Origin of the sequence: Sphingobium bisphenolivorans (genome assembly GCF_000412635.1) — a bacterium.
GTDB lineage: Bacteria > Pseudomonadota > Alphaproteobacteria > Sphingomonadales > Sphingomonadaceae > Sphingobium > Sphingobium bisphenolivorans.
Map to the genome: position 1 here is coordinate 53,775 of NZ_ASTG01000005.1, position 18,502 is coordinate 72,276.

At 64.6% G+C, this 18,502-nt stretch carries 20 protein-coding genes; 5 read left to right on the forward strand and 15 right to left on the reverse strand.

Translation table 11 applies throughout. The features are described from left to right. Positions 1-27: 27 nt before the first annotated feature. Positions 28-921, reverse strand: a complete 894-nt coding sequence (locus L858_RS0104385; RefSeq protein ID WP_028055807.1) for a prephenate dehydratase — start codon at positions 919-921, stop codon at positions 28-30. 186 nt (positions 922-1,107) lie between these two features. On the opposite strand from L858_RS0104385, the gene L858_RS0104390 reads away from it, so the two are divergent. Then, a complete protein-coding gene (locus tag L858_RS0104390; RefSeq protein WP_022681934.1) occupies positions 1,108-1,764 on the forward strand; it encodes a c-type cytochrome in 657 nt (218 codons plus the stop codon). A gap of 196 nt (positions 1,765-1,960) precedes the next feature. Here L858_RS0104390 and arsC read toward each other — a convergent pair whose 3' ends face one another. From arsC to L858_RS0104410, 4 genes are all read right to left on the reverse strand, one after another. Next, positions 1,961-2,371 carry an arsenate reductase (glutaredoxin) gene (arsC, locus tag L858_RS0104395; RefSeq protein ID WP_022681935.1) on the reverse strand — a complete coding sequence of 137 codons (411 nt, stop codon included), beginning with the start codon at positions 2,369-2,371 and terminating at the stop codon, positions 1,961-1,963. Further along, positions 2,364-3,032: an aquaporin gene (locus tag L858_RS0104400; RefSeq protein WP_022681936.1), complete on the reverse strand. Its 669-nt coding sequence runs from the start codon at positions 3,030-3,032 to the stop codon at positions 2,364-2,366. Before L858_RS0104400 ends, arsC begins: the two co-directional genes overlap by 8 nt. Then, complete coding sequence (locus tag L858_RS0104405; protein ID WP_022681937.1) at positions 3,029-3,394, reverse strand: ArsR/SmtB family transcription factor; 366 nt, start codon at positions 3,392-3,394, stop codon at positions 3,029-3,031. Before L858_RS0104405 ends, L858_RS0104400 begins: the two co-directional genes overlap by 4 nt. A gap of 140 nt (positions 3,395-3,534) precedes the next feature. Beyond that, positions 3,535-4,851, reverse strand: a complete 1,317-nt coding sequence (locus tag L858_RS0104410; protein ID WP_022681938.1) for a hemolysin family protein — start codon at positions 4,849-4,851, stop codon at positions 3,535-3,537. A gap of 154 nt (positions 4,852-5,005) precedes the next feature. On the opposite strand from L858_RS0104410, the gene L858_RS0104415 reads away from it, so the two are divergent. After that, the gene (locus L858_RS0104415) at positions 5,006-5,686 is read left to right on the forward strand and encodes a YiaD family glycine zipper/OmpA-like lipoprotein (RefSeq protein ID WP_028055810.1); all 681 of its coding nucleotides are present in this window, start codon (positions 5,006-5,008) and stop codon (positions 5,684-5,686) included. 36 nt (positions 5,687-5,722) lie between these two features. Here L858_RS0104415 and L858_RS0104420 read toward each other — a convergent pair whose 3' ends face one another. From L858_RS0104420 to L858_RS0104465, 10 genes are all read right to left on the reverse strand, one after another. After that, complete coding sequence (locus tag L858_RS0104420; protein WP_022681940.1) at positions 5,723-6,340, reverse strand: MarC family protein; 618 nt, start codon at positions 6,338-6,340, stop codon at positions 5,723-5,725. Further along, positions 6,337-6,987, reverse strand: a complete 651-nt coding sequence (locus L858_RS0104425) for a YybH family protein (protein ID WP_022681941.1) — start codon at positions 6,985-6,987, stop codon at positions 6,337-6,339. The genes L858_RS0104420 and L858_RS0104425 overlap by 4 nt, the downstream gene beginning before the upstream one ends. Further along, a complete protein-coding gene (gene folD / locus L858_RS0104430) occupies positions 6,984-7,877 on the reverse strand; it encodes a bifunctional methylenetetrahydrofolate dehydrogenase/methenyltetrahydrofolate cyclohydrolase FolD (RefSeq protein WP_022681942.1) in 894 nt (297 codons plus the stop codon). The genes L858_RS0104425 and folD overlap by 4 nt, the downstream gene beginning before the upstream one ends. Then, positions 7,874-8,203 (reverse strand): DUF167 family protein, encoded by a 330-nt coding sequence (locus tag L858_RS0104435; protein ID WP_022681943.1) that lies wholly within the window; start codon positions 8,201-8,203, stop codon positions 7,874-7,876. The genes folD and L858_RS0104435 overlap by 4 nt, the downstream gene beginning before the upstream one ends. Further along, a complete protein-coding gene (locus L858_RS0104440; RefSeq protein ID WP_022681944.1) occupies positions 8,200-8,490 on the reverse strand; it encodes a YggT family protein in 291 nt (96 codons plus the stop codon). Before L858_RS0104440 ends, L858_RS0104435 begins: the two co-directional genes overlap by 4 nt. Positions 8,491-8,593: 103 nt before the next feature. Continuing rightward, the gene (argB, locus tag L858_RS0104445; RefSeq protein WP_238564922.1) at positions 8,594-9,499 is read right to left on the reverse strand and encodes an acetylglutamate kinase; all 906 of its coding nucleotides are present in this window, start codon (positions 9,497-9,499) and stop codon (positions 8,594-8,596) included. A gap of 229 nt (positions 9,500-9,728) precedes the next feature. Further along, positions 9,729-11,243: a Ppx/GppA family phosphatase gene (locus L858_RS0104450; protein WP_022681946.1), complete on the reverse strand. Its 1,515-nt coding sequence runs from the start codon at positions 11,241-11,243 to the stop codon at positions 9,729-9,731. An 8-nt stretch (positions 11,244-11,251) separates the two neighbouring features. Then, positions 11,252-13,390 (reverse strand): RNA degradosome polyphosphate kinase, encoded by a 2,139-nt coding sequence (locus tag L858_RS0104455; RefSeq protein ID WP_028055811.1) that lies wholly within the window; start codon positions 13,388-13,390, stop codon positions 11,252-11,254. Positions 13,391-13,419: 29 nt separating this feature from the next. Continuing rightward, complete coding sequence (locus L858_RS0104460) at positions 13,420-14,031, reverse strand: P-loop NTPase family protein (RefSeq protein ID WP_022681948.1); 612 nt, start codon at positions 14,029-14,031, stop codon at positions 13,420-13,422. Continuing rightward, positions 14,028-15,317 carry a hypothetical protein gene (locus L858_RS0104465; protein ID WP_022681949.1) on the reverse strand — a complete coding sequence of 430 codons (1,290 nt, stop codon included), beginning with the start codon at positions 15,315-15,317 and terminating at the stop codon, positions 14,028-14,030. The genes L858_RS0104460 and L858_RS0104465 overlap by 4 nt, the downstream gene beginning before the upstream one ends. A 91-nt stretch (positions 15,318-15,408) precedes the next feature. Between L858_RS0104465 and purM the strand changes: the two genes are divergently transcribed. The 3 genes from purM (at position 15,409) to L858_RS0104480 (ending at position 18,490) form a co-directional block, all read left to right on the forward strand. After that, the gene (purM, locus tag L858_RS0104470) at positions 15,409-16,503 is read left to right on the forward strand and encodes a phosphoribosylformylglycinamidine cyclo-ligase (RefSeq protein ID WP_022681950.1); all 1,095 of its coding nucleotides are present in this window, start codon (positions 15,409-15,411) and stop codon (positions 16,501-16,503) included. 43 nt (positions 16,504-16,546) lie between these two features. Further along, the gene (purN, locus tag L858_RS0104475) at positions 16,547-17,497 is read left to right on the forward strand and encodes a phosphoribosylglycinamide formyltransferase (protein WP_022681951.1); all 951 of its coding nucleotides are present in this window, start codon (positions 16,547-16,549) and stop codon (positions 17,495-17,497) included. Between the two features lie 63 nt (positions 17,498-17,560). Next, positions 17,561-18,490 carry an ABC transporter ATP-binding protein gene (locus L858_RS0104480; protein WP_022681952.1) on the forward strand — a complete coding sequence of 310 codons (930 nt, stop codon included), beginning with the start codon at positions 17,561-17,563 and terminating at the stop codon, positions 18,488-18,490. Positions 18,491-18,502: the final 12 nt, after the last annotated feature.

The following is an 18,502-nucleotide window of genomic DNA, read 5'->3' on the forward strand; positions in this document are numbered from 1 at the left end:
CGACTATAGGCAAGCCGCCGCTTCAGGTCACCCCGTCCTTGGCCTGCCCTGTCGATAGCTTCCCAGCATCCGCACCCATTTGCTGTGGAACTCCAGCTCCGCCAGCGCCCGATCGACCGCCGCATCTCCGGGCATGCCCTCGATATCGCAGTAGAATTCCGTGGCGGCGAAGCTTGCGCGGCGCTGATAGCTTTCCAGCTTGGTCATGTTGACGCCATTGGTCGCAAAGCCGCCCATCGCCTTATAGAGCGATGCGGGAATATTCTTCACCTCGAACAGGAAGGTGGTCATGACCGGCCCCGCATCGGCGGCGGGCAGCTTGGGCTCGCGCGCGAGCACGAGGAAGCGCGTCATATTGTCGTCGCTGTCCTCGATATTCTCGGCGACGAGTTGCAGGCCATAAAGCTCCGCCGCCAGCGCTGGCGCCACGGCCCCCTCGCCAGCCGTCCGCGTCTCGGCAACCAGCGCCGCGGCGCCCGCCGTGTCCGCATAGACCACGGGCTGAATGCCGCGCGCGCGCAGATAATGCCGGCACTGGCCCAGCGCCTGCGGATGGCTGACGGCGCTTTTCACCGGGCTTGCGTCGGGCGCCATCAGGCAATGGCGGATGCGCAGAAAATATTCGTCGACGATGTGCAGCCCGGATTCGGGCAGCAGGAAGTGCATGTCGGCGACCCGGCCGTGCAGGCTGTTCTCGATCGGAATGATCGCGCGCGCGGCATCGCCATTGCGGACCGCATCGATCGCGTCCTCGAATGCAAAGCAGGGCAAGGGCGCGCAATCGGGCGCGTAGCCGAGCGCGGCCAGATGCGAATTGGCGCCGGGCGCGCCTTGGAAAGCGACGGCGCGGGCCGGGTCGGCTGCGGCCTGCTCAGCCATCTGCGCGACAAGGACGCGGGCGGGTGCGGGATAATTTTCCATGGATGAGGAGCGCGCTTAGGCATTCCGCCACGCGCGCGCAAGCATCCGTGCGCGCCTGTGCGGCAAGAACCGTGCGCAACGTCTTTCAACCATGCTTGCGCGTTCCCCCTTGCGTCATTATGGCAGCGCGCTAGAGGGGACGCGCGCCAAGCGGCCAGAACAGAAATATTGGGGAATTCAAGCGAAATGAGCGATCGTTTCAACACCGCCGCCGGTTGGGCGTTGTTCGCTGGTATCGTCGCGCTGGGCGGCGCGATCGTCAGTTCCAAATATTTCCACGAAGAGCGGCCCGAGAAGATGGGCTATGCGATCGAGGGCGTGGAAGCTGAAGGCGCCGGCGGCGCTGCCAGCGGCCCCGGCCTCAATACCCTGCTCGCCAGCGCCGACGTCGCGGCGGGCGAAAAGGTCTTCGCCAAGTGCGCTGCCTGCCACACGGTCAACCAGGGCGGCGCCAACGGCATCGGCCCCAATCTCTACGGGACGGTCGGTGAAGCCGTCGCGCAGGGCAAGGGTGGCTTCGCCTTCTCCGACGCGCTCAAGAAGAAGGGCGGCAGCTGGACCTTCGAGGCGCTGGACCACTGGTTGACCTCGCCGCGCGAATTCGCGCCGGGCACCAAGATGACCTTCGCTGGCCTCGGCAACCCCGCCGACCGCGCGAACCTGATCGCCTATCTGAACGCGCAGGGTTCGAACCTCCCCCTCCCTGCAGCGGATGCCGCTCCTGCCGACGCCAGCGCCACGCCGGCCGAGGCCGCCGGCAATGCCACCAACGCCGCCGAAAGCGTCGAAAGCAAGGCCCCGGCGAATGCCGCTCCGGCGAGCGGCCCCGCTGCTGCCCACTGATTTCCGATCGCCCCGCCTCGGATCGATCCGGAGAGGCGGGGAGGCGGGGAGCCATCTCCGACTCTGAGGTCAGGCTTGACCTCGAGGGATGGCTTTGCCGAACTCCATCTGCCGCGTTCGCTGGTACAAGGAGCGCGGCGAAGCTCAGCTTCCATCTCGCCGGTGGCGACTCTGACCCTCTGACCACGCCGCTGCGTCACGGTCGCATGACTTCGCCATCCTCCTTCGTGAAATGATCGGGCAGACGCTCCAGCAGCGTCAAGGCCATCTCGGACGGACGGCACAGCTTCGTGCCTTTGGGGGTGACCACGATCGGCCGGTTTACAAGGATGGGGTGTTCAACCATCGCCGCAAGGATTTCATCTTCAGGCACTGCTTCGTCCAACAAGCCGAGCTCGGCGGCAGCTGTCCCCTTCTCCCGCAGGACGTCGCGCGGTGCTGCGCCCATGTCGGACAGCAAGCGCTCCAGCAGGGGTCGGGTCCAGCCGACATCGCGATAATCTATGACATTGGGGACATATCCCGCCGCCTCGATCATAGCCAGCGCGTTGCGTGACGTTCCGCAATCTGGATTGTGATAGATCGTGATCGGGAAAACATCAGACATGAGATGGCTCCTCCTTGATGAGCCAGCCGAACAGCAGCAGCGCACAAAAGGCGCCCGCGATCTGGCTGACGATGAACAGCGGGACCGACGATGGTGCGATGCCGGCGAAGCTGCGGGTAAGACTGCGAGCAACGGTGACGGCGGGATTGGCGAATGACGTCGATGCCGTGAACCAATAGGCCGCGCTTATGTAAAGCCCGACCGCCGTGGGCGTGAATTCGGGCCGCGACCGCTGCGTGGTCAAGATCGTGCCGATCAAGCCGAAAGTAGCGATAGCTTCGGAAAAGCCTTGCCCCCCGCCGTCGCGCAGTTTGATGGAGATTTGCCATATCTGCTCACCGAACATCGCGTGCGCAGCCCATACCCCCATCACAGCTCCCCCCAGCTGAGCCGCTACATAAAATATCGCGATCGCAGGCGGGGTTTCTCGGCGGAGCAGGAAAATAAGTGTCACCGCGGGGTTGAAGTGAGCACCCGATAGGGGCGCGAACATGTGGATCAGAACGATCAGTCCGGCACCCGTCGCGATCGTATTGGCCAACAATGCAATCGCATCATTTCCGGCCGCAAGGCGCTGACCCATGATGCCCGAACCAACGACGATCATGAGCAACATGGCCATGCCCAACATCTCAGCGGCGATTTTCCGGCCGAGCATCATTGGGGTGAACAGCGGTCAGCGACGTCCGCAATACCGACGAGCGGGGCGCATATTTCCGGCTGTCCCCCGCAGCAGTCGGAAACAAGGAAACCGAGAAGATCACGCATCGCTTCGTAGTCGGCAGAGTAAATGATGGATCGCCCTTCCCTGCGAGAGCGGATCAAGCCTGCATGCGCCAAAATGGTGAGATGGGTCGAAAGCGTGTTCGGCAGCACCCCGACATCACGGGCAATCTCGCCGGCTGCCATACCTTCCGCGCCTGCTCGAACAAGTAGCTGGAACACCGCCAGCCTATGGACATGCGCAAGCGCCGATAATGATTCGACTACGTCAGCCACCGGCGCCATTTCACACTGCGCCATCGGCAGCGAACTCCTGATTCGATATTTCGATATTTTCCGAACTATCGAATCAAATCGCCCATGACAATCGCAGTTACGGCAACCGCCCAGCCTTCAAAATGTCTGCTGCCAACCGACCTCTTTTGTCGGCTCCCAGCCGCCTATCGTTCCGCGACCAGCAGCTTGTCGATCTTGCGCCCGTCCATATCGACCACCTCGAAACGCCAGCCCTGATCGTCCACGAAGTCGCCGACCTCGGGCAAACGCTTCAGCAGCCAAAGGGCGTGGCCGGCGACAGTCGCATAATCGCGATGTTCGGGCAGATCGATGCCGATGCGTTCGGCGAGCAGGTCGACGGGCATTTGTCCGGACACCAGCAGGCTGCCATCCTCCCGCTCCACCAGATCGGGGTCGCTGGCATCATCCAGGTCGGACGCGAAATGACCGGCGATGGCGGATAGCAGGTCGGCGGGCGTCGCTATCCCCTCAAAATGTCCATACTCGTCATGCACCATGACCATCGGCACGTCGGACCGCCGCAGCACCTCCAGCGCGTCCATCGCGTCAACCTGATCCGGCACCACCTCGACCCGGCGCATCAGCGCCTCCAGGTTGAGCGCCTCGCCCCGGAACAGCGCCGTCATGATGTCGCGTGCCTGCACGACGCCGATGATGTCTTCGACCGTGCCCCGGCCCACAGGCAGCCGGGTATGCGGCGTGTCCAGCAGCTTGGCGCGTATCACCTCATCATCGGCGGCGATGTCGATCCAGTCGACATCCATGCGCTGGGTCATGATCTCCCGCACCGGCCGATCGGCCAGCCGCACGACGCCGGAGATGATCGCGCGCTCGCTTTCCTCGATCACCCCGGAGCGGCTCGCCTCGGCGACGATGAGATGCAGTTCCTCCGCCGTGACATGCTGTTCTGACTCGCGGACCAAGCCCAGCAGGCGGAAGATCAGCGCGCTCGAGCCGTCCAGCACCCACACGATCGGCGCGGTCAGCTTCGCCAGCCAGATCATCGGCGTCGCGACCAGCACCGCAATCGGCTCAGGCGCGCGCAGGGCAAATTGCTTAGGGACCAGCTCACCGATAATCAGCGAGGCATAGGTGGTCAGCCCGATAACGAGCGCAAAACCCATTTTCTCTGCCGTGCCCGGCTGCAAACCCAGCGCCTGCAACCGCTCCCCGACCGGCCCGCCCAAGCTGGCCCCGGAATAGGCGCCCGCCACGATGCCGATCAGCGTGATGCCGATCTGCACAGTGGAAAGGAACTTGCCCGGATTCGCCGCCAGTTCCAGTGCGGTACCGGCGCCGCGACGGCCAGCCTTCTGCATCGCTTGAAGGCGCGGCTTGCGGGCGGAGACAATCGCCAGCTCGGACATCGCAAAGACGCCGTTCAGCGCCACCAGCGCGAGGATGATGATGAGATCGACCCATGGAAAGGGCGTCGGAGCGTGCGGGGGGATCGTGGCCATGGCGGTCAGCGGCCACCTATAGCCGCAATCCTTACAATTTCACAACCACTCCCTCATTTCCGGTTCAGTTCGCGGGTGGAACAAATGATGTCGTTCGACGATTGGAATGCCATTCGTCCCGATCGGACGGCAAAAGAAAAGGGAATTGAAATTCATGCGGAATCTTCATCGCATCGCTGGCGCCGCGGGTCTTGCCGCCATGCTCGCAACCACCGCCTGCACCACCGATCCCCAGACCGGACAGCGCAGCATCTCCAAGGCCGCGATCGGCGGTATCGGCGGCGCTTTGGGCGGCTATCTGCTCGGCGATCTGGTCGGGGGCCGGCATGACCGGACCGAGAAGATATTGGGTGCGGGCATCGGCGCGGTGGCTGGCGCGGGGATCGGCGCCTATATGGATGCGCAGGAACGCAAGCTGCGGGAGGAGACGGCCGGCAGCGGCGTGGACGTGATCCGCGACGGCGACAATCTGGTGCTGCGCATGCCCTCGGGCATCACCTTCGCCACCGACAGTTCCGCGGTGCAGACCCAGTTCCAGCCGACCCTGAACGACGTGTCTTCAGTGCTGGCGCAATATCCCAAGACCTATATCGACGTTTACGGCCACACCGACAGCGACGGCGCCGACGCCTATAACCAGTCGCTTTCCGAACGCCGCGCGCAGGCTGTGGCCGACTATCTCACCACGCACGGCGTGCAGTCAGCCCGTATCGCAACGCGCGGCTTCGGCGAAACGCAGCCCATCGCCTCCAACGCGACGGCGGAGGGCAAGGCGTCCAACCGCCGCGTCGAAATCAAGATCGCTCCGGTGACCGAAGCAGACGTCCGCGCCTGATCTAGGGGGGGGCGGCGCTGCCACGCGCCGCCCCATTCAAAAGCTGGCCTTCAACCCGTCGATCACGAACTGGGCCGCCAAAGCTGCAAGCAGCACACCCAACAGTCGCGTGATCACCGCCTCGATCTTGGTACCCAGTCGTGCCATGATCGGCCCGGCCGCTAGCAGCGCCCCCAGCATCAGCAGCAGCGTCACAACCACTGCGCCCATCACCACCAATCGCTCGGTGATGCCCTCTGCCCGCGACATGAGCAGCATGACGGTGGCGATCGATCCCGGCCCTGCGATCATCGGCATCGCCATCGGGAAGACCGACACATCCTCCACCTCTGGCGTGTCCGCGATCTTCTGCGCCCGACCCTCGCGCCTTTGCGTCCGCTTTTCGAACACCATGTCCATGGCGATAATGAACAGCATGATCCCGCCAGCAATCCGGAAGCTGTCCAGTTGGATACCCAGCAAGCCCAGCAACTGCTTACCCCACAGCGCGAAGACCAGCAGGATTCCCGCTGCAATGCCCACGGCCCGAATGGCCATCGCCCGCCGCTGCGCATGGCTCGCCCCGGTGGTGAGGCTGGCATAGATCGGCGCGCAGCCCGGCGGATCGATCACCACGAAAAGGGTGACGAAGGCGGAAATGAACAGTTCGGTCATGCGCCGGCTGCGACCTGGTCGTCGATCACCAGATCATAGCCCGCGCCGTTCCATGCCCGCACGGTTATATGGCGGCTGCCGTCGGTTTTCACGTCAGCGGCCCAGATCAGGCTTTCATCGCGCGGCACGGCGGCCTTGCCGACGCCAGCGGGCGGCGCTCCGCCTTCGCCCACCGCGCGGCGCTTGCAGGTGGCGACCTTGCCTGTCAGGAACTCCGGCGCAGGCCGGGCCGTCGCAAGCTTGTCGCCATGGTCCATGACCCACTTCCATGCGCCCTTCTTGTCCCGTTGCCAGACGGTCGTGAAATAACCGACCGAGCCGTCCGGGCGGGTCCAATTGCCCGTGCTCGCCGCCAGATTGCCATCGCAGGAAACATAGATGGTCGAGGGTGTCCAACTGACCGAGACCGGCGGATCGGCGCGCCCCTTCAACCATTGTTTCGCCAGCACCCGCTGCGGCACGAACATCACCGCCTCTTCCGCCGCCGTCTCGCGGAAGGCGGTCCATTGCCCTTTTGCCTGCGCAAGGCGGTTGAAGGCAATTTCGGCGGCGAAGACGGAACTCGGATCGGGCTGGTAGCGCATCGGCGGCCGCGCACCCATCAGGGCGAACGCCGTCAGAACGAGGAGCGCCGCCCGGCCCTTCACAGCCCCTCCGGCTTCTCCAGCCCCGAACGGGCATGCGCGGCCACCAGCGTGTTGCGCAGCAGCACTGCAATCGTCATCGGGCCGACACCGCCCGGAACCGGCGTGATCGCACGGACATGAGCCAGTGCCTCGGCGGTGGCAACGTCCCCGACGATGCGGCTCTTGCCATCCTCTGTGTCGGTGACGCGGTTGATGCCGACATCGATCACCGTCGCACCCGGCTTGATCCACTCGCCCTTCACCATCTCGGGCCGGCCCACCGCAGCAACCACGATGTCGGCGCGATGCACGACAGAGGCGATGTCGCGGGTCCGGCTGTGCGCGACCGTGACGGTGCAATTTTCCGCCAGCAGCAGCTGCGCCATGGGCTTGCCGACGATGTTGGAGCGGCCCACGACCACGGCTTCAAGGCCGCTCAGGTCGCCCAGCTCATCCTTCAGCAGCATGATGCAGCCAAGCGGCGTGCAGGGAACCAGCGCGTCCTGCCCGGTCGCGAGCAGACCGGAATTGACGACATGGAAGCCATCGACGTCCTTGGCCGGGTCGATCGTGCCGATCACCGCCGCCTCGTTGATGTGCGGCGGCAGCGGCAGCTGGACCAGAATGCCGTCCACCCGATCGTCGGCGTTCAGTTCCTCCACCAGATCAAGCAGTTCCTCCTCCCCGATGCTGGCGGGCAGCTTGAACTCCATGCTCTCCATGCCGACGGCGACGGTCATCTTGCCCTTGTTGCGGACATAGACGGCGCTTGCCGGGTCTTCGCCGACCAGCACGACCGCCAGCCCCGGCTTGCGGCCGGTGCGCCCCTCATAGGCAGCGACGCCATCGGCCACCTTGCCCCGAAGCGTTTCGGCGAAAGCCTTGCCGTCGATGATCTTGCCGATGGTCATGCTGCTTCAACCTGTTCCCTGATGATGGCGGAGAGGCGCGGCCATGCCAACGCCTCACCGCCTCCCTTTATCCGAAGCCGCTTTAGCCGGTTGGTGTCGCCGGATTCCAGAAAAATCGCGCTGCGTGGCCAGCTCAGCCGTTCTGCGAGCAGAAGGATGAGCGCCGCATTGGCCCTGCCCTTCTCCGGCACCGCGCGAACGCGGGCGGTGAGCCATTGCGCGCCCTTCTCATCCGTCCAGCAGCCGCCGATATTATCCTGGCTCGCGCCCGGCGTCAGCCGGACAGAGAGGATCAGGTCCGCTCCGTCCCGGCCGCAGACCGTCACACCAGCCCAAAAAGCGGCGGCAATATGGCCTGGCGGACGATCAATATGCCGAGCAGCACGACCATGGGCGACAGGTCGAGCGCGCCTAGGTCAGGCAACACCCGCCGGATCGGGTTATAGATGGGCGCTGTCATCCGATCCAGTGCGACCATCACGGTGCGGACGCCATTATTCGACAGATTGACAACGTTGAAGGCGATCAGCCAGCTCATGATGGCCTGGATGATGATGATCCACCACAGCACATCGAGCAGGATGACGATGATCTGATAGAGCGCGTAGGCCATGTGGTCTCCGAATTGGTTGAAGCCCGCTCTAGCCGAGGGAGCGGTCGGCCCACAAGCCGTCAAAGCTCGCCCAAGGGGGCGTTAAGTGCCTCAAGCCAAGACTTTACCGGCGCACTAAAGTCCCCGCACCACGCTTGGTGAAGATTTCCAGCAGCATCGCGTGCGGCACCCGGCCGTCCAGGATGACCGCCGCGTCCACACCGCCCTCGACGGCCTTGACGCAGGTTTCGAGCTTGGGAATCATGCCGCCGCTGATCGTGCCGTCCTCCTGCAATATCCTGATGGCGGCGGGGTCGAGGTCGGTCAGCAACTGGCCCTGCTTGTCGAGTACCCCCGCGACGTCGGTCAGCAGGAAGAAGCGCGACGCGCCGAGTTCAGCGGCGATCGCGCCGGCCATGGTGTCCGCATTGACATTATAGGTGTGGCCGTCCGCACCGATGCCGACGGGTGCCACGACGGGAATGATGCCGCTCTGCGACAGGGTGTCGAGAATGGAGCGATCCACCTTGATCGGGTCGCCGACATAGCCGAGATCAACATTGCGCTCGATGCCCGAATTGGGGTCGGCTTCCCGCTTGCCCAGGACCTTCTCGCAGAGAACCAGGCCGCCATCCTTCCCCGAAATTCCAACCGCCCGGCCACCCGCACCCGCGATCCAGCCCACGATTTCCTTGTTGATGGACCCTGCCAGCACCATTTCCGCGATCTGCGCGGTTTCCTTGTCGGTGACGCGCAGGCCGCCGATGAAATGCGATTCGACGCCGAGCTTCTTCAGCATGGCGCCGATCTGGGGCCCGCCGCCGTGGACGACCACGACATTGATGCCGACTGCCTTCATCAGCACGACGTCCTCGGCGAAGTCGCGCGCCGCTTCGGGGTCACCCATGGCATGGCCGCCATATTTGACGACAAAGGTCTGCCCGGCATAGCGCTGCATATAGGGCAGCGCCTCGACGAGCGTTTCAGCCTTGGCGAGGAGAGCCGGATCGGGGGCGTGCTTGCTGTTCATGCGCGCGCGCAATAGGGCAGTATGCGTGCCGCCGCAAGCGAGGGCGTTCGGCTTTGTAGAGAAGGTGCCGCGCCACGAGAAGGCCCTATCTGTCGCGCGCGAACAAAGAAGCGGGATGCCGGGTCAAGCCCGGCATGACGAGGAGAGAAAAGGCAGCACATGACCAGCATCGGCCGTTCCTTCTCCTTCGGGGGGAGAAGGTGGAAGGTTCGTTTTCCGCGCGACCACTTCACCACGCCATGCGGTATTTCACCCCCATCGCCTGCGCCAATTGCCGCTGCCGGCGCTCGACCGCCTCCCCGAACAGGTCCACATCCACCCCGCGCAGCCGCAATTCCAGCACGTCGCCGATCATTTCAAGGCGTGAAGCGAGCAGCGGGCCTTCCACGCCTCCCGACAATCGCTGTCCCAGCCGAATCGCCAGGCCCCAGAGCGTGGCGCGCTTGATCGCCTGCGGGGGGGCAAGGCCGTCTATACCTGGCGGGCTCGACAGACCGCCGCCGAAATTGCTGTGCAACGCCTGCGCCAGCATCGCGCGTTCGGACGCATTGATGCCGACCCAATTGCTATGCAGCGCGATCTCCACGCCCCGCTCCGAGCGGAAGTCGGGATTGGCGCGCCAGCCGACGTCGGCGAGCAGACAGGCGGCACGGCGGATCCGGCGCCAGGCGCTGCCATCCTCCAGAAACAGCGGCGCGATCCAGCGCTCGATCATATCGCCATGGCCGGTGAAGCGGGCCTGCGCTTCCCCTTCGGCTTCCGCGGCGACGAGCAGGGGATCATGCGCCTGAATATCGGGGGGCAGATCACCGAACAACAGGCCCTCGCGGAGGCCATAAGCGGAAACGATGAGGCGGCTGGACTTCAGTTGCCGCACCACGACCGACAGCAGGGCGGCGGCGTCGGGCAAGGTCGGGATGCGCGTACCCGTAATTTGCGGGATTTCCTTGAAGCGCGCCTTATCAACGTGGGAGATGATGCGGGTCAGTTGCTCGGCCCGGGCGGCCGGCATCTCATATTGATGCACCACCGGCAGCGGGAAATGCATCAGCTCCATGTCGAAGCGGGCGAGCGCGCGCCATGATCCGCCGACCAGATAGAAAGGCAGATCGGCTTCCGCCGCCCAGCCCGCCTTGGCGATCATCTTCTTGACGCAGCGCTCCAGCGCACCCGCCCCCTTCGCCCGGATTTCAGGCAGGCGCAGCACGCCCAGCGGCAGGGATATGGTTTCATGCACCCCGCCGTCCTTTATCCGCGCCAGTTCCAGACTGCCCCCGCCCAGATCGCCGACGATGCCGTTCGCGCCCGGAATACCGGAGAGCACCCCATGGGCGGCGGCGATGGCTTCTTGCGCCCCGGTCAGCAGTTCAACCGACAGGCCGAGCGCCTCGGCGCGCTGGATGAACTCGTCTCCATTCTCCGCATCGCGCACGGCGGCGGTCGCGACACAGCGTACCTCCTGCACGTCCATCTCCTTGCAGAGATGTCCGAAGCGGCCGACGGCCCGCAGCCCTCGCTCCATGGCGTCAGGTTCGATGCGCCCGGTCTTGCCCAGCGACGCGCCGAGGCCCGCCATCACCTTCTCATTGAAGAGGATGAAGGGAATGCGACGCGGCCCGTCGTAAACGACCAGGCGAACGCTGTTGGAGCCGATGTCGATGATCGCGGTGCGCGCCTTGGCATGCTCGGGTGAGGTCACCATCGTCTCGGCGATGGCGCGCACCTGGCTCAGCATGGAATTCATGGCAGCGATCAGGCCCGGCCGCGCAGGCGCAAGGTGGGTACCGTCTCGCTCTCAAACGCCGCGCCCCGCCCGGACAGGGAGGGGTTCGTCATGAAATAGCGGTGCAGGTTGAAGGGGCGATCGGTCGCCTCCACCCGATGATATTGGCCGCTGCTGTCCAGCTCCCAGCTCTGTTCGGTGTCGATCAGATTGGCGACCATCACCTGATCGAGAATCTGGTCATGCACGGTGCGGTTCTCGACCGGCGCCAGAAATTCCACGCGGCGGTCGAAATTCCGCGGCATCCAGTCGGCGGAGCTGATGAACACCTTGGCGGCGTTGTTGGGCAGCGTCTTGCCGTTGCCGAACACCGTGATCCGGCTATGTTCCAGAAAGCGGCCGACGACCGATTTCACGCGGATATTTTCCGACATGCCCGGCACCCCGGGGCGCAGGCAGCATATGCCGCGCACGATAAGGTCGATCTGCACGCCTGCATTGCTTGCCGCATAGAGTTTTTCCATGATCGCCGGGTCAACCAGCGAATTCATCTTGGCCCAGATGGTTCCGGGACGGCCGGCGCGGACATGCTCGATTTCCGCGTCGATCAGCTGGCAGAGCTGGTTGCGCAAATCGCGCGGCGACATGACCAGCTTCTCTAGCCGCTGCGGCTCGACATAGCCGGTGATATAGTTGAACAGGGCGGCGGCATCCCGGCCATAGGCCGGATCGGCCGTGAAGAAGCTGAGATCGGTATAGATGCGCGCCGTCACCGGATGATAATTGCCCGTGCCGAAATGGCAGTAGGTGCGGAACTGCTCCCCTTCCCGCCGGACGACCACCGATACCTTCGCATGGGTCTTCCAGTCGATGAAGCCGTAGACCACCTGCACGCCAGCGCGTTCCAGCGCGTCGGCCCACATGAGATTCTGTTCCTCATCAAAGCGCGCCTTGAGCTCGACCACGGCGGTCACCGACTTGCCCGCCTCCGCCGCGTCGATCAGCGCACGGATGATCGCGGACTGCTTGCCCGCACGATAAAGCGTCTGCTTGATCGCCACGACATCGGGATCACTCGCCGCTTGTTTCAAGAACGAAACGACGACGTCGAACGCTTCATAAGGGTGATGGACGACAATATCCTTCGCCCGGATCGCCGCGAAACAATCCCCGCCATATTCGCGGATGCGCTCCGGAAATCGCGGAGCATAGGGTTCGAACTTGAGGTCGGGCCGATCCTCCTCCACGATCCCCGAAAGGTCGCCGATGCCGACAAATCCCTCGACCTCGGCAATGATCGCCTCATGCCCCTGGAGCATGTCCTGGAGCATTTCCTCGACCGGCTCGGGAATGCGCTCCTCTATCTCCATGCGGATCACACGGCCGCGGCGGCGGCGCTTGATGGCGCTGCGGAAATAGCGAACCAGATCCTCCGCCTCTTCCTCGATCTCGATATCGCTGTCGCGGATGATCCGGAAGACGCCGCTATTGCGGACGCGATAGCCGGGAAAGAGATCGGCGGAAAAACGGCGGATGACGGCCTCAAGCGCCATGTAGCGCGCAACCTCCCCCGGCATCCGCACGAAGCGGGCGAGCGACGACGGGATCATCACCAGTTCGCGGATCGGCTCCTTGTCCGACAGCCGCTCGAGGTCGAAGACGATCGACAGGCCCTGGTTGGGAATGAAGGGGAACGGATGCGCCGGGTCGAGCGCCTGGGGCGTCAGGATCGGAAATACCTGCGTCAGGAAATGCTCGCGCAGCCAGTCTTCACAGGAGGATGCAAGCGAGGTGGAGGGACCGATCACCTCTATGCCAACCCTCGACAATTCAGCGTGCAGCCTTCCCCAGACCTTCTGCTGAGCGGCCATCAGGCGGGCTGTTGTCTCGGCAATGGCGCTCAACTGCTGCGCGGGCGTCAGCCCGTCGGCCGAGCGCATATCGACGTCCTGCAACTGCTGCCCCTTGAGGCCGGCGACGCGAACGGAAAAAAACTCGTCGAGATTGGCGCCCGAGATCGACAGGAAGCGCAACCGTTCCAACAAAGGATGAGCGGGGTTCATCGCCTCCTCCAGCACCCGCTGGTTGAAGGCCAGCCAGGACAGTTCCCGATTGAAATAGCGGTCGCTCGGCAGGGTCAGGCTGGCGGAGGGGTCTGCTTCGGCCACGTATCTCTCATTCTGGCGGACTGTGACGGTCAGGGAACTATAGGCAATAATCCTGCGCTTTGCAGGACCTCTTTCGCCATAGCGATGGAAATCTTACGTCCAGATGACAGAGCAGCCTCGTCCAGCAAGCGGGTCACGGCGGCGATCGCCGCATAGCTGCGCTCGATCCGGCGCAGCAGCCAGTCGGGCAGATCGGCGGCATAGCTTGCCCCCGCGCAAGAGAGTGCGCGCTCGATCAGCGCAGCGGCGAGCGCCTCGTCCGGCTCGGCAATCGCGACATGGGGCACAGCGGCAAGGCGCGAGCGCAGGTCGGGCAATGCAACGTTCCATCGGGTCGGCGGCGCATCCGCGATCATCAGCAGCGGCCGGCGCTGCGTCTGCGCCTCGTTCCAGGCGTTGAACAGCATCTGCTCTTCGCACGTTTGCGCATCATCGATGATCGTCGCGCCGCTGGCTGCCGAGAAGTGGCGGGCCAGCGTAGAGCGTCCCGACAGCCGGGGCCCGCTCAGCACGCTCACCGACAGCGGCCAGTCGCGCCATCGTTCCAGATGGCTGACGGCGAGGCGATTGGCGCCGCTGACCAGAAATTCGTCGCCCGATGCCCGGTCCGGCCTGTCGAACGGCAGGCTGATCTGCCTCATTGTACGGGCGGCGTCCCCGCTGCGGGCGCCTGTCGCCGAATGCGCAGGGCGTTGCCGGCGACCGACACCGTATAGCCGCGCGATTGCAGCGCGGCGCGCAATGTTTCCACTGTGCCCTCATAGCCCACCTGCATCACCGAGGTGCCGCCGAGCGCAAGACTGCTGGTCGCGGCCGAGCGGACGCCCGGAATGCCGCGCAACGCAGCCTCGCCCTGGGTGACCGATCCGACATCGGGCGTATCGAACTGGATCGCGATGCTGTTGGTCGCGGATGTCGGCGGCGGCGGCAGGTCGAGCGATTCGACCGGCTGCTCGGCGGCGTTTTCGATCGCGAGCGCTTCGGGATCGACCGGCTCCTCGATGATGAGGGTCGGATCTGGCTGCAAGCCGCCGACATTGAGCGCCTGGGTATAAAGCTGATCGAGCCGGCGGGTCGCCTCATCCAGCATCTGCGGGATGGCGCTGTCGTTCGAGGCGCGCAGTGCAAAGCTGCCGATCAGACGGTCGTCGGGGCCGTAACGCGCGGTGAAGGTGCCGATCACCGGGCCACCCGGCCACTGGCGGTCAAGGCGCGCGATCGGAATGACCACATCGGCGGCGCCATATTGATCGAGCAGGACGCGCCACCACAGACGGCCGCGCCGTCCGATCTGCCCGGCGTTGAGCAGGATTGGGTCGGCGATGGAGCCGCTCACCCGGACATAATCGACGGAACTGTCGCCGGTGCGGAAACGCGCCCAGGCCTTCTGCCATTCGTTGATCCGCTCGTAGGAAACGGCCGATCCACCGTCCCACAGTATCGGAATGACGAGCATGGGGGCGGAGCGGACCGTGCTGCCGCTGACGCCGAGCAACTGACCCGTGCGCGCGCGGTCGAACAACACGCCCAGCGTCGCGACATAGCGCGTGGGGCCGACCTGCTCATATTCGATCTCGATGCCGGAGATCATCGCCTCCAGCTGCGAATCGGACAGCGCAGGCGCGCCCGTCCCGCCATGGGTACGGGTCCAGAGCTGCTGCCAGGCGCGGCGCTGCGCCAGCCGCCAGCCCGCCGTTCTTGCGGCGTTCGCGTCTTTCGCCGAAACATCGACCTTCACCCCGCTCACCTGATAGTCGCCACCGCTGGCGATCGGCGGCACGCCCCGCTCCCCCTCCATCTGCGCGAACAGCGCCGCAGCGGCGAGGCCAAGCGCTATGGCGCCCATTATCTGGAGCGGTCGTGACAGCGCCCGGAACAGGGTTGACGGCGACAGCAAGCGGAGATCGATGACTTGGGACAGGCTCACGCGCGTCCTTTTGGCGAGATTTGCCCTCCATGCCAAGCGGCAACCCATTTCCCGTTCCGTTTTCCGCCCAGCTGTTCTAGTGGGCTCGACCATGAGCGACACCGAATCCTACAGCTACGCCAAGGCTGGCGTCGATATCGCCGCGGGCAACGCGCTGGTCCGCGCCATCGCCCCGCTCGCCAAGGCAACCCGCCGCCCCGGCGCCGACGCGGAGCTGGGCGGCTTCGGCGGCTTCTTCGACCTGAAGGCGGCCGGCTATGATGACCCGCTGCTGGTCGCGGCCAATGACGGTGTCGGCACCAAGCTGAAGCTCGCCATCGACCACGATGCGCATGATGGCGTCGGCATCGACCTGGTCGCCATGTGCGCCAATGACCTCATCGTGCAGGGCGCCGAGCCGCTCTTCTTCCTCGACTATTATGCCACCGGCAAGCTGGAGAGCGGCGTTGCCGAACGCGTCATCGCCGGCATTGCGGAAGGCTGCAAGCAGGCCGGCTGCGCGCTGATCGGCGGCGAGACGGCCGAGATGCCGGGCATGTATGCGGCGGGAGATTATGACCTCGCGGGTTTCTGCGTCGGCGCGGTCGAGCGCAGCAAGGCGTTGACTGGCAACAAGGTGAAGCCCGGCGATGTGCTGCTGGGCCTCGCCTCCTCGGGCGTGCACTCCAACGGCTTCTCGCTGGTGCGCCGCCTTGCCGCCGACAAGGGCTGGAAGCTGGACCGCCCCGCCATTTTCGACAATGAGGTGCTGCTGATCGACGCCCTGATGGCGCCGACGCGCATCTATGTGAAGTCGCTGCTGCCGCTGGTCCGGGGCGGCAAGATCAACGCGCTCGCCCATATCACGGGCGGCGGGCTGCTGGAGAATATCCCCCGGGTGCTGCCGGACGGCGCTCACGCGCTCGTGGATGCCGACGGCTGGGATCAGCCGCGCCTGATGGCTTTCCTGCAAGCGCAGGGCCATATCGAGCCGGAGGAAATGGCGCGCACCTTCAATTGCGGCGTCGGCATGGTGCTGGCGGTCGATGCGGACGCGGCGGACGGCATTGCGGCCGAATTGGAAGCGGCCGGTGAAACCGTCGTGCGCGTCGGGATCGTGCAGAGCGGCGAAAAGGGATGCACCGTCAAGGGCAGCCAAGGCACGTGGAGCGCCAAGGCCGACTGGACCGCCACGCATCTGGGTTGATCGCCCTTTGGAATCGAAGCTCGAACCGAACGGGATTGGGTGAATGGTGAAAGCCAAGGTCGGCGTTCTGATTTCCGGGCGCGGCTCGAACATGGGGGCGCTGCTCTATGCCGCCAAGCACCCCGCCTGCCCTTATGAGATCGCGCTGGTCGCGGCCAACGATCCCGATGCGCCGGGCCTGACGCTCGCCGCAGCGGAAGGGATCGCCACCTTCGCGCAGAGCCACAAGGGGCTGAAGCGCGCCGAATTCGACGCGATCATCGACGCGCAGCTACGCGCGGCAGGCGTCGAATATATAGCCCTCGCCGGCTATATGCGGCTGCTCTCGCCCGAGTTCGTGGCGGGATGGGAAGGACGGATGCTCAACATCCATCCCAGCCTGCTGCCCAAATATAAGGGCCTCGACACGCATCAGCGCGCCATCGACGCCGGGGATTCCCATGCCGGCTGCTCGGTCCATGTCGTGACCGCCGAACTCGACGACGGGCCGGTGCTCGGCCAGATCGAGGTCGCCATCCTGCCGGGCGACAGCGCCGGAACCCTCGCCGGGCGCATTTTGATGGCGGAGCATCAGCTCTATTCCCGTGTCCTCGCCGATTTCGTCACGCGGGAGCGACAGCCCGAATGGCTGCTCGGGAAGGTGCGCGAGCGCGCCCTCGCCCTGCCGCAGGCAGATGAGGTTACATCCCATGGCATGCCCTGCTTCGGCATCGAAAAGGGCAAGAAATTCGCCTATTTCACGCAGGACCATCATGGCGACGGCATCATCGCGCTTCTGGTCAAGACCAGCGCGCCCGATGAACAGGCGATGCTGATCGACAGCGATCCGGCGCGCTATTACCGCCCGCCCTATTTCGGCGACGGCTGGGTCGGCATCCGGCTGGACCTTGGCGATACGGACTGGGATCATGTCGCAGAGCGGCTCGCGCGAAGCTGGCGCGAGGTCGCCCCGCGCAAGCTCCTGGGACTGATGGATGTGGCCGAGGAGTTTTGAAACGGCCGCCCACAGGCCGTGCGCTCTTTCCTTCCTCCTGCCCGATCCCCATAGAGATCAGTCATGACCGACAACGCTCCTGCACCAGCCATCGAGATCGCCAACCTCACCAAGGTCTACAAGGGCGGCAAGCTTGCGCTCGACAATATCAATCTCACCATTCCGCGCGGGCAGATTTACGGCCTGCTCGGCCCCAATGGTGCGGGCAAATCCACAACGATCAACATCCTCGCCGGCCTCGTCAACAAGACCAGCGGGAGCGCGCGGATCTGGGGCTTCGACATCGACCAGAACCCGCGCAACGCCAAGAATTCGATCGGCATCGTGCCGCAGGAAATCGTCTTCGATCCCTTCTTCACGCCCTTTGAGACGCTGGAAAATCAGGCCGGCTATTATGGCGTGCCCCAGGGACGGCGCCGGTCGATGGACCTGCTGCGCGCGGTGCATCTGGAGGACAAGGCGAACGCCTATGCCCGGACCCTTTCGGGCGGCATGAAGCGCCGCCTGCTGGTCGCCAAGGCGATGGTGCATAGCCCGCCGATCCTGGTTCTGGACGAGCCCACCGCGGGCGTCGATGTGCAGCTTCGCCAGCAGCTATGGGCCTATGTGCGGGAATTGAACCGGCAAGGCGTCACGATCGTGCTGACGACACATTATCTTGAGGAAGCCGAGGAGCTTTGCGACCGGATCGGCATCATCAACCACGGCAAGGTGATCACCGACAAGCCGACCCGCGAACTGATCGCCATGGCGCAGGAAAAAGTGGTGCAGGTGACGGTGGACCGGGACGTGGTCACACCCCCTGCCGACCCCAGTTTCGAAAAGGTCGAACTGTCGGACGCGCGTACCCTGACGATCACCTACATGAAAAGCCGCGCCAATGCGGGTCAGGTTCTGAACGCGGTGCTGGCCAGCGGCCTCTCGATCGTCGACGTGGTGACGCGCGACCCGGATCTGGAGGATGTGTTCCTCAACCTGACCGCAGCGGCCTGACTCTCCCTGGTT

Excerpts from the sequence above, each read along its gene's own strand:
- L858_RS0104385 (WP_028055807.1), bottom strand. The coding sequence starts at position 921 with ATGGAAAATTATCCCGCACCCGCCCGCGTCCTTGTCGCGCAGATGGCT.
- L858_RS0104390 (WP_022681934.1), top strand. The coding sequence starts at position 1,108 with ATGAGCGATCGTTTCAACACCGCCGCCGGTTGGGCGTTGTTCGCTGGT.
- arsC (WP_022681935.1), bottom strand. The coding sequence starts at position 2,371 with ATGTCTGATGTTTTCCCGATCACGATCTATCACAATCCAGATTGCGGA.
- L858_RS0104400 (WP_022681936.1), bottom strand. The coding sequence starts at position 3,032 with ATGATGCTCGGCCGGAAAATCGCCGCTGAGATGTTGGGCATGGCCATG.
- L858_RS0104405 (WP_022681937.1), bottom strand. The coding sequence starts at position 3,394 with ATGGCGCAGTGTGAAATGGCGCCGGTGGCTGACGTAGTCGAATCATTA.
- L858_RS0104410 (WP_022681938.1), bottom strand. The coding sequence starts at position 4,851 with ATGGCCACGATCCCCCCGCACGCTCCGACGCCCTTTCCATGGGTCGAT.
- L858_RS0104415 (WP_028055810.1), top strand. The coding sequence starts at position 5,006 with ATGCGGAATCTTCATCGCATCGCTGGCGCCGCGGGTCTTGCCGCCATG.
- L858_RS0104420 (WP_022681940.1), bottom strand. The coding sequence starts at position 6,340 with ATGACCGAACTGTTCATTTCCGCCTTCGTCACCCTTTTCGTGGTGATC.
- folD (WP_022681942.1), bottom strand. The coding sequence starts at position 7,877 with ATGACCATCGGCAAGATCATCGACGGCAAGGCTTTCGCCGAAACGCTT.
- L858_RS0104440 (WP_022681944.1), bottom strand. The coding sequence starts at position 8,490 with ATGGCCTACGCGCTCTATCAGATCATCGTCATCCTGCTCGATGTGCTG.
- argB (WP_238564922.1), bottom strand. The coding sequence starts at position 9,499 with ATGAACAGCAAGCACGCCCCCGATCCGGCTCTCCTCGCCAAGGCTGAA.
- L858_RS0104450 (WP_022681946.1), bottom strand. The coding sequence starts at position 11,243 with ATGAATTCCATGCTGAGCCAGGTGCGCGCCATCGCCGAGACGATGGTG.
- L858_RS0104460 (WP_022681948.1), bottom strand. The coding sequence starts at position 14,031 with ATGAGGCAGATCAGCCTGCCGTTCGACAGGCCGGACCGGGCATCGGGC.
- purM (WP_022681950.1), top strand. The coding sequence starts at position 15,409 with ATGAGCGACACCGAATCCTACAGCTACGCCAAGGCTGGCGTCGATATC.
- purN (WP_022681951.1), top strand. The coding sequence starts at position 16,547 with ATGGTGAAAGCCAAGGTCGGCGTTCTGATTTCCGGGCGCGGCTCGAAC.
- L858_RS0104480 (WP_022681952.1), top strand. The coding sequence starts at position 17,561 with ATGACCGACAACGCTCCTGCACCAGCCATCGAGATCGCCAACCTCACC.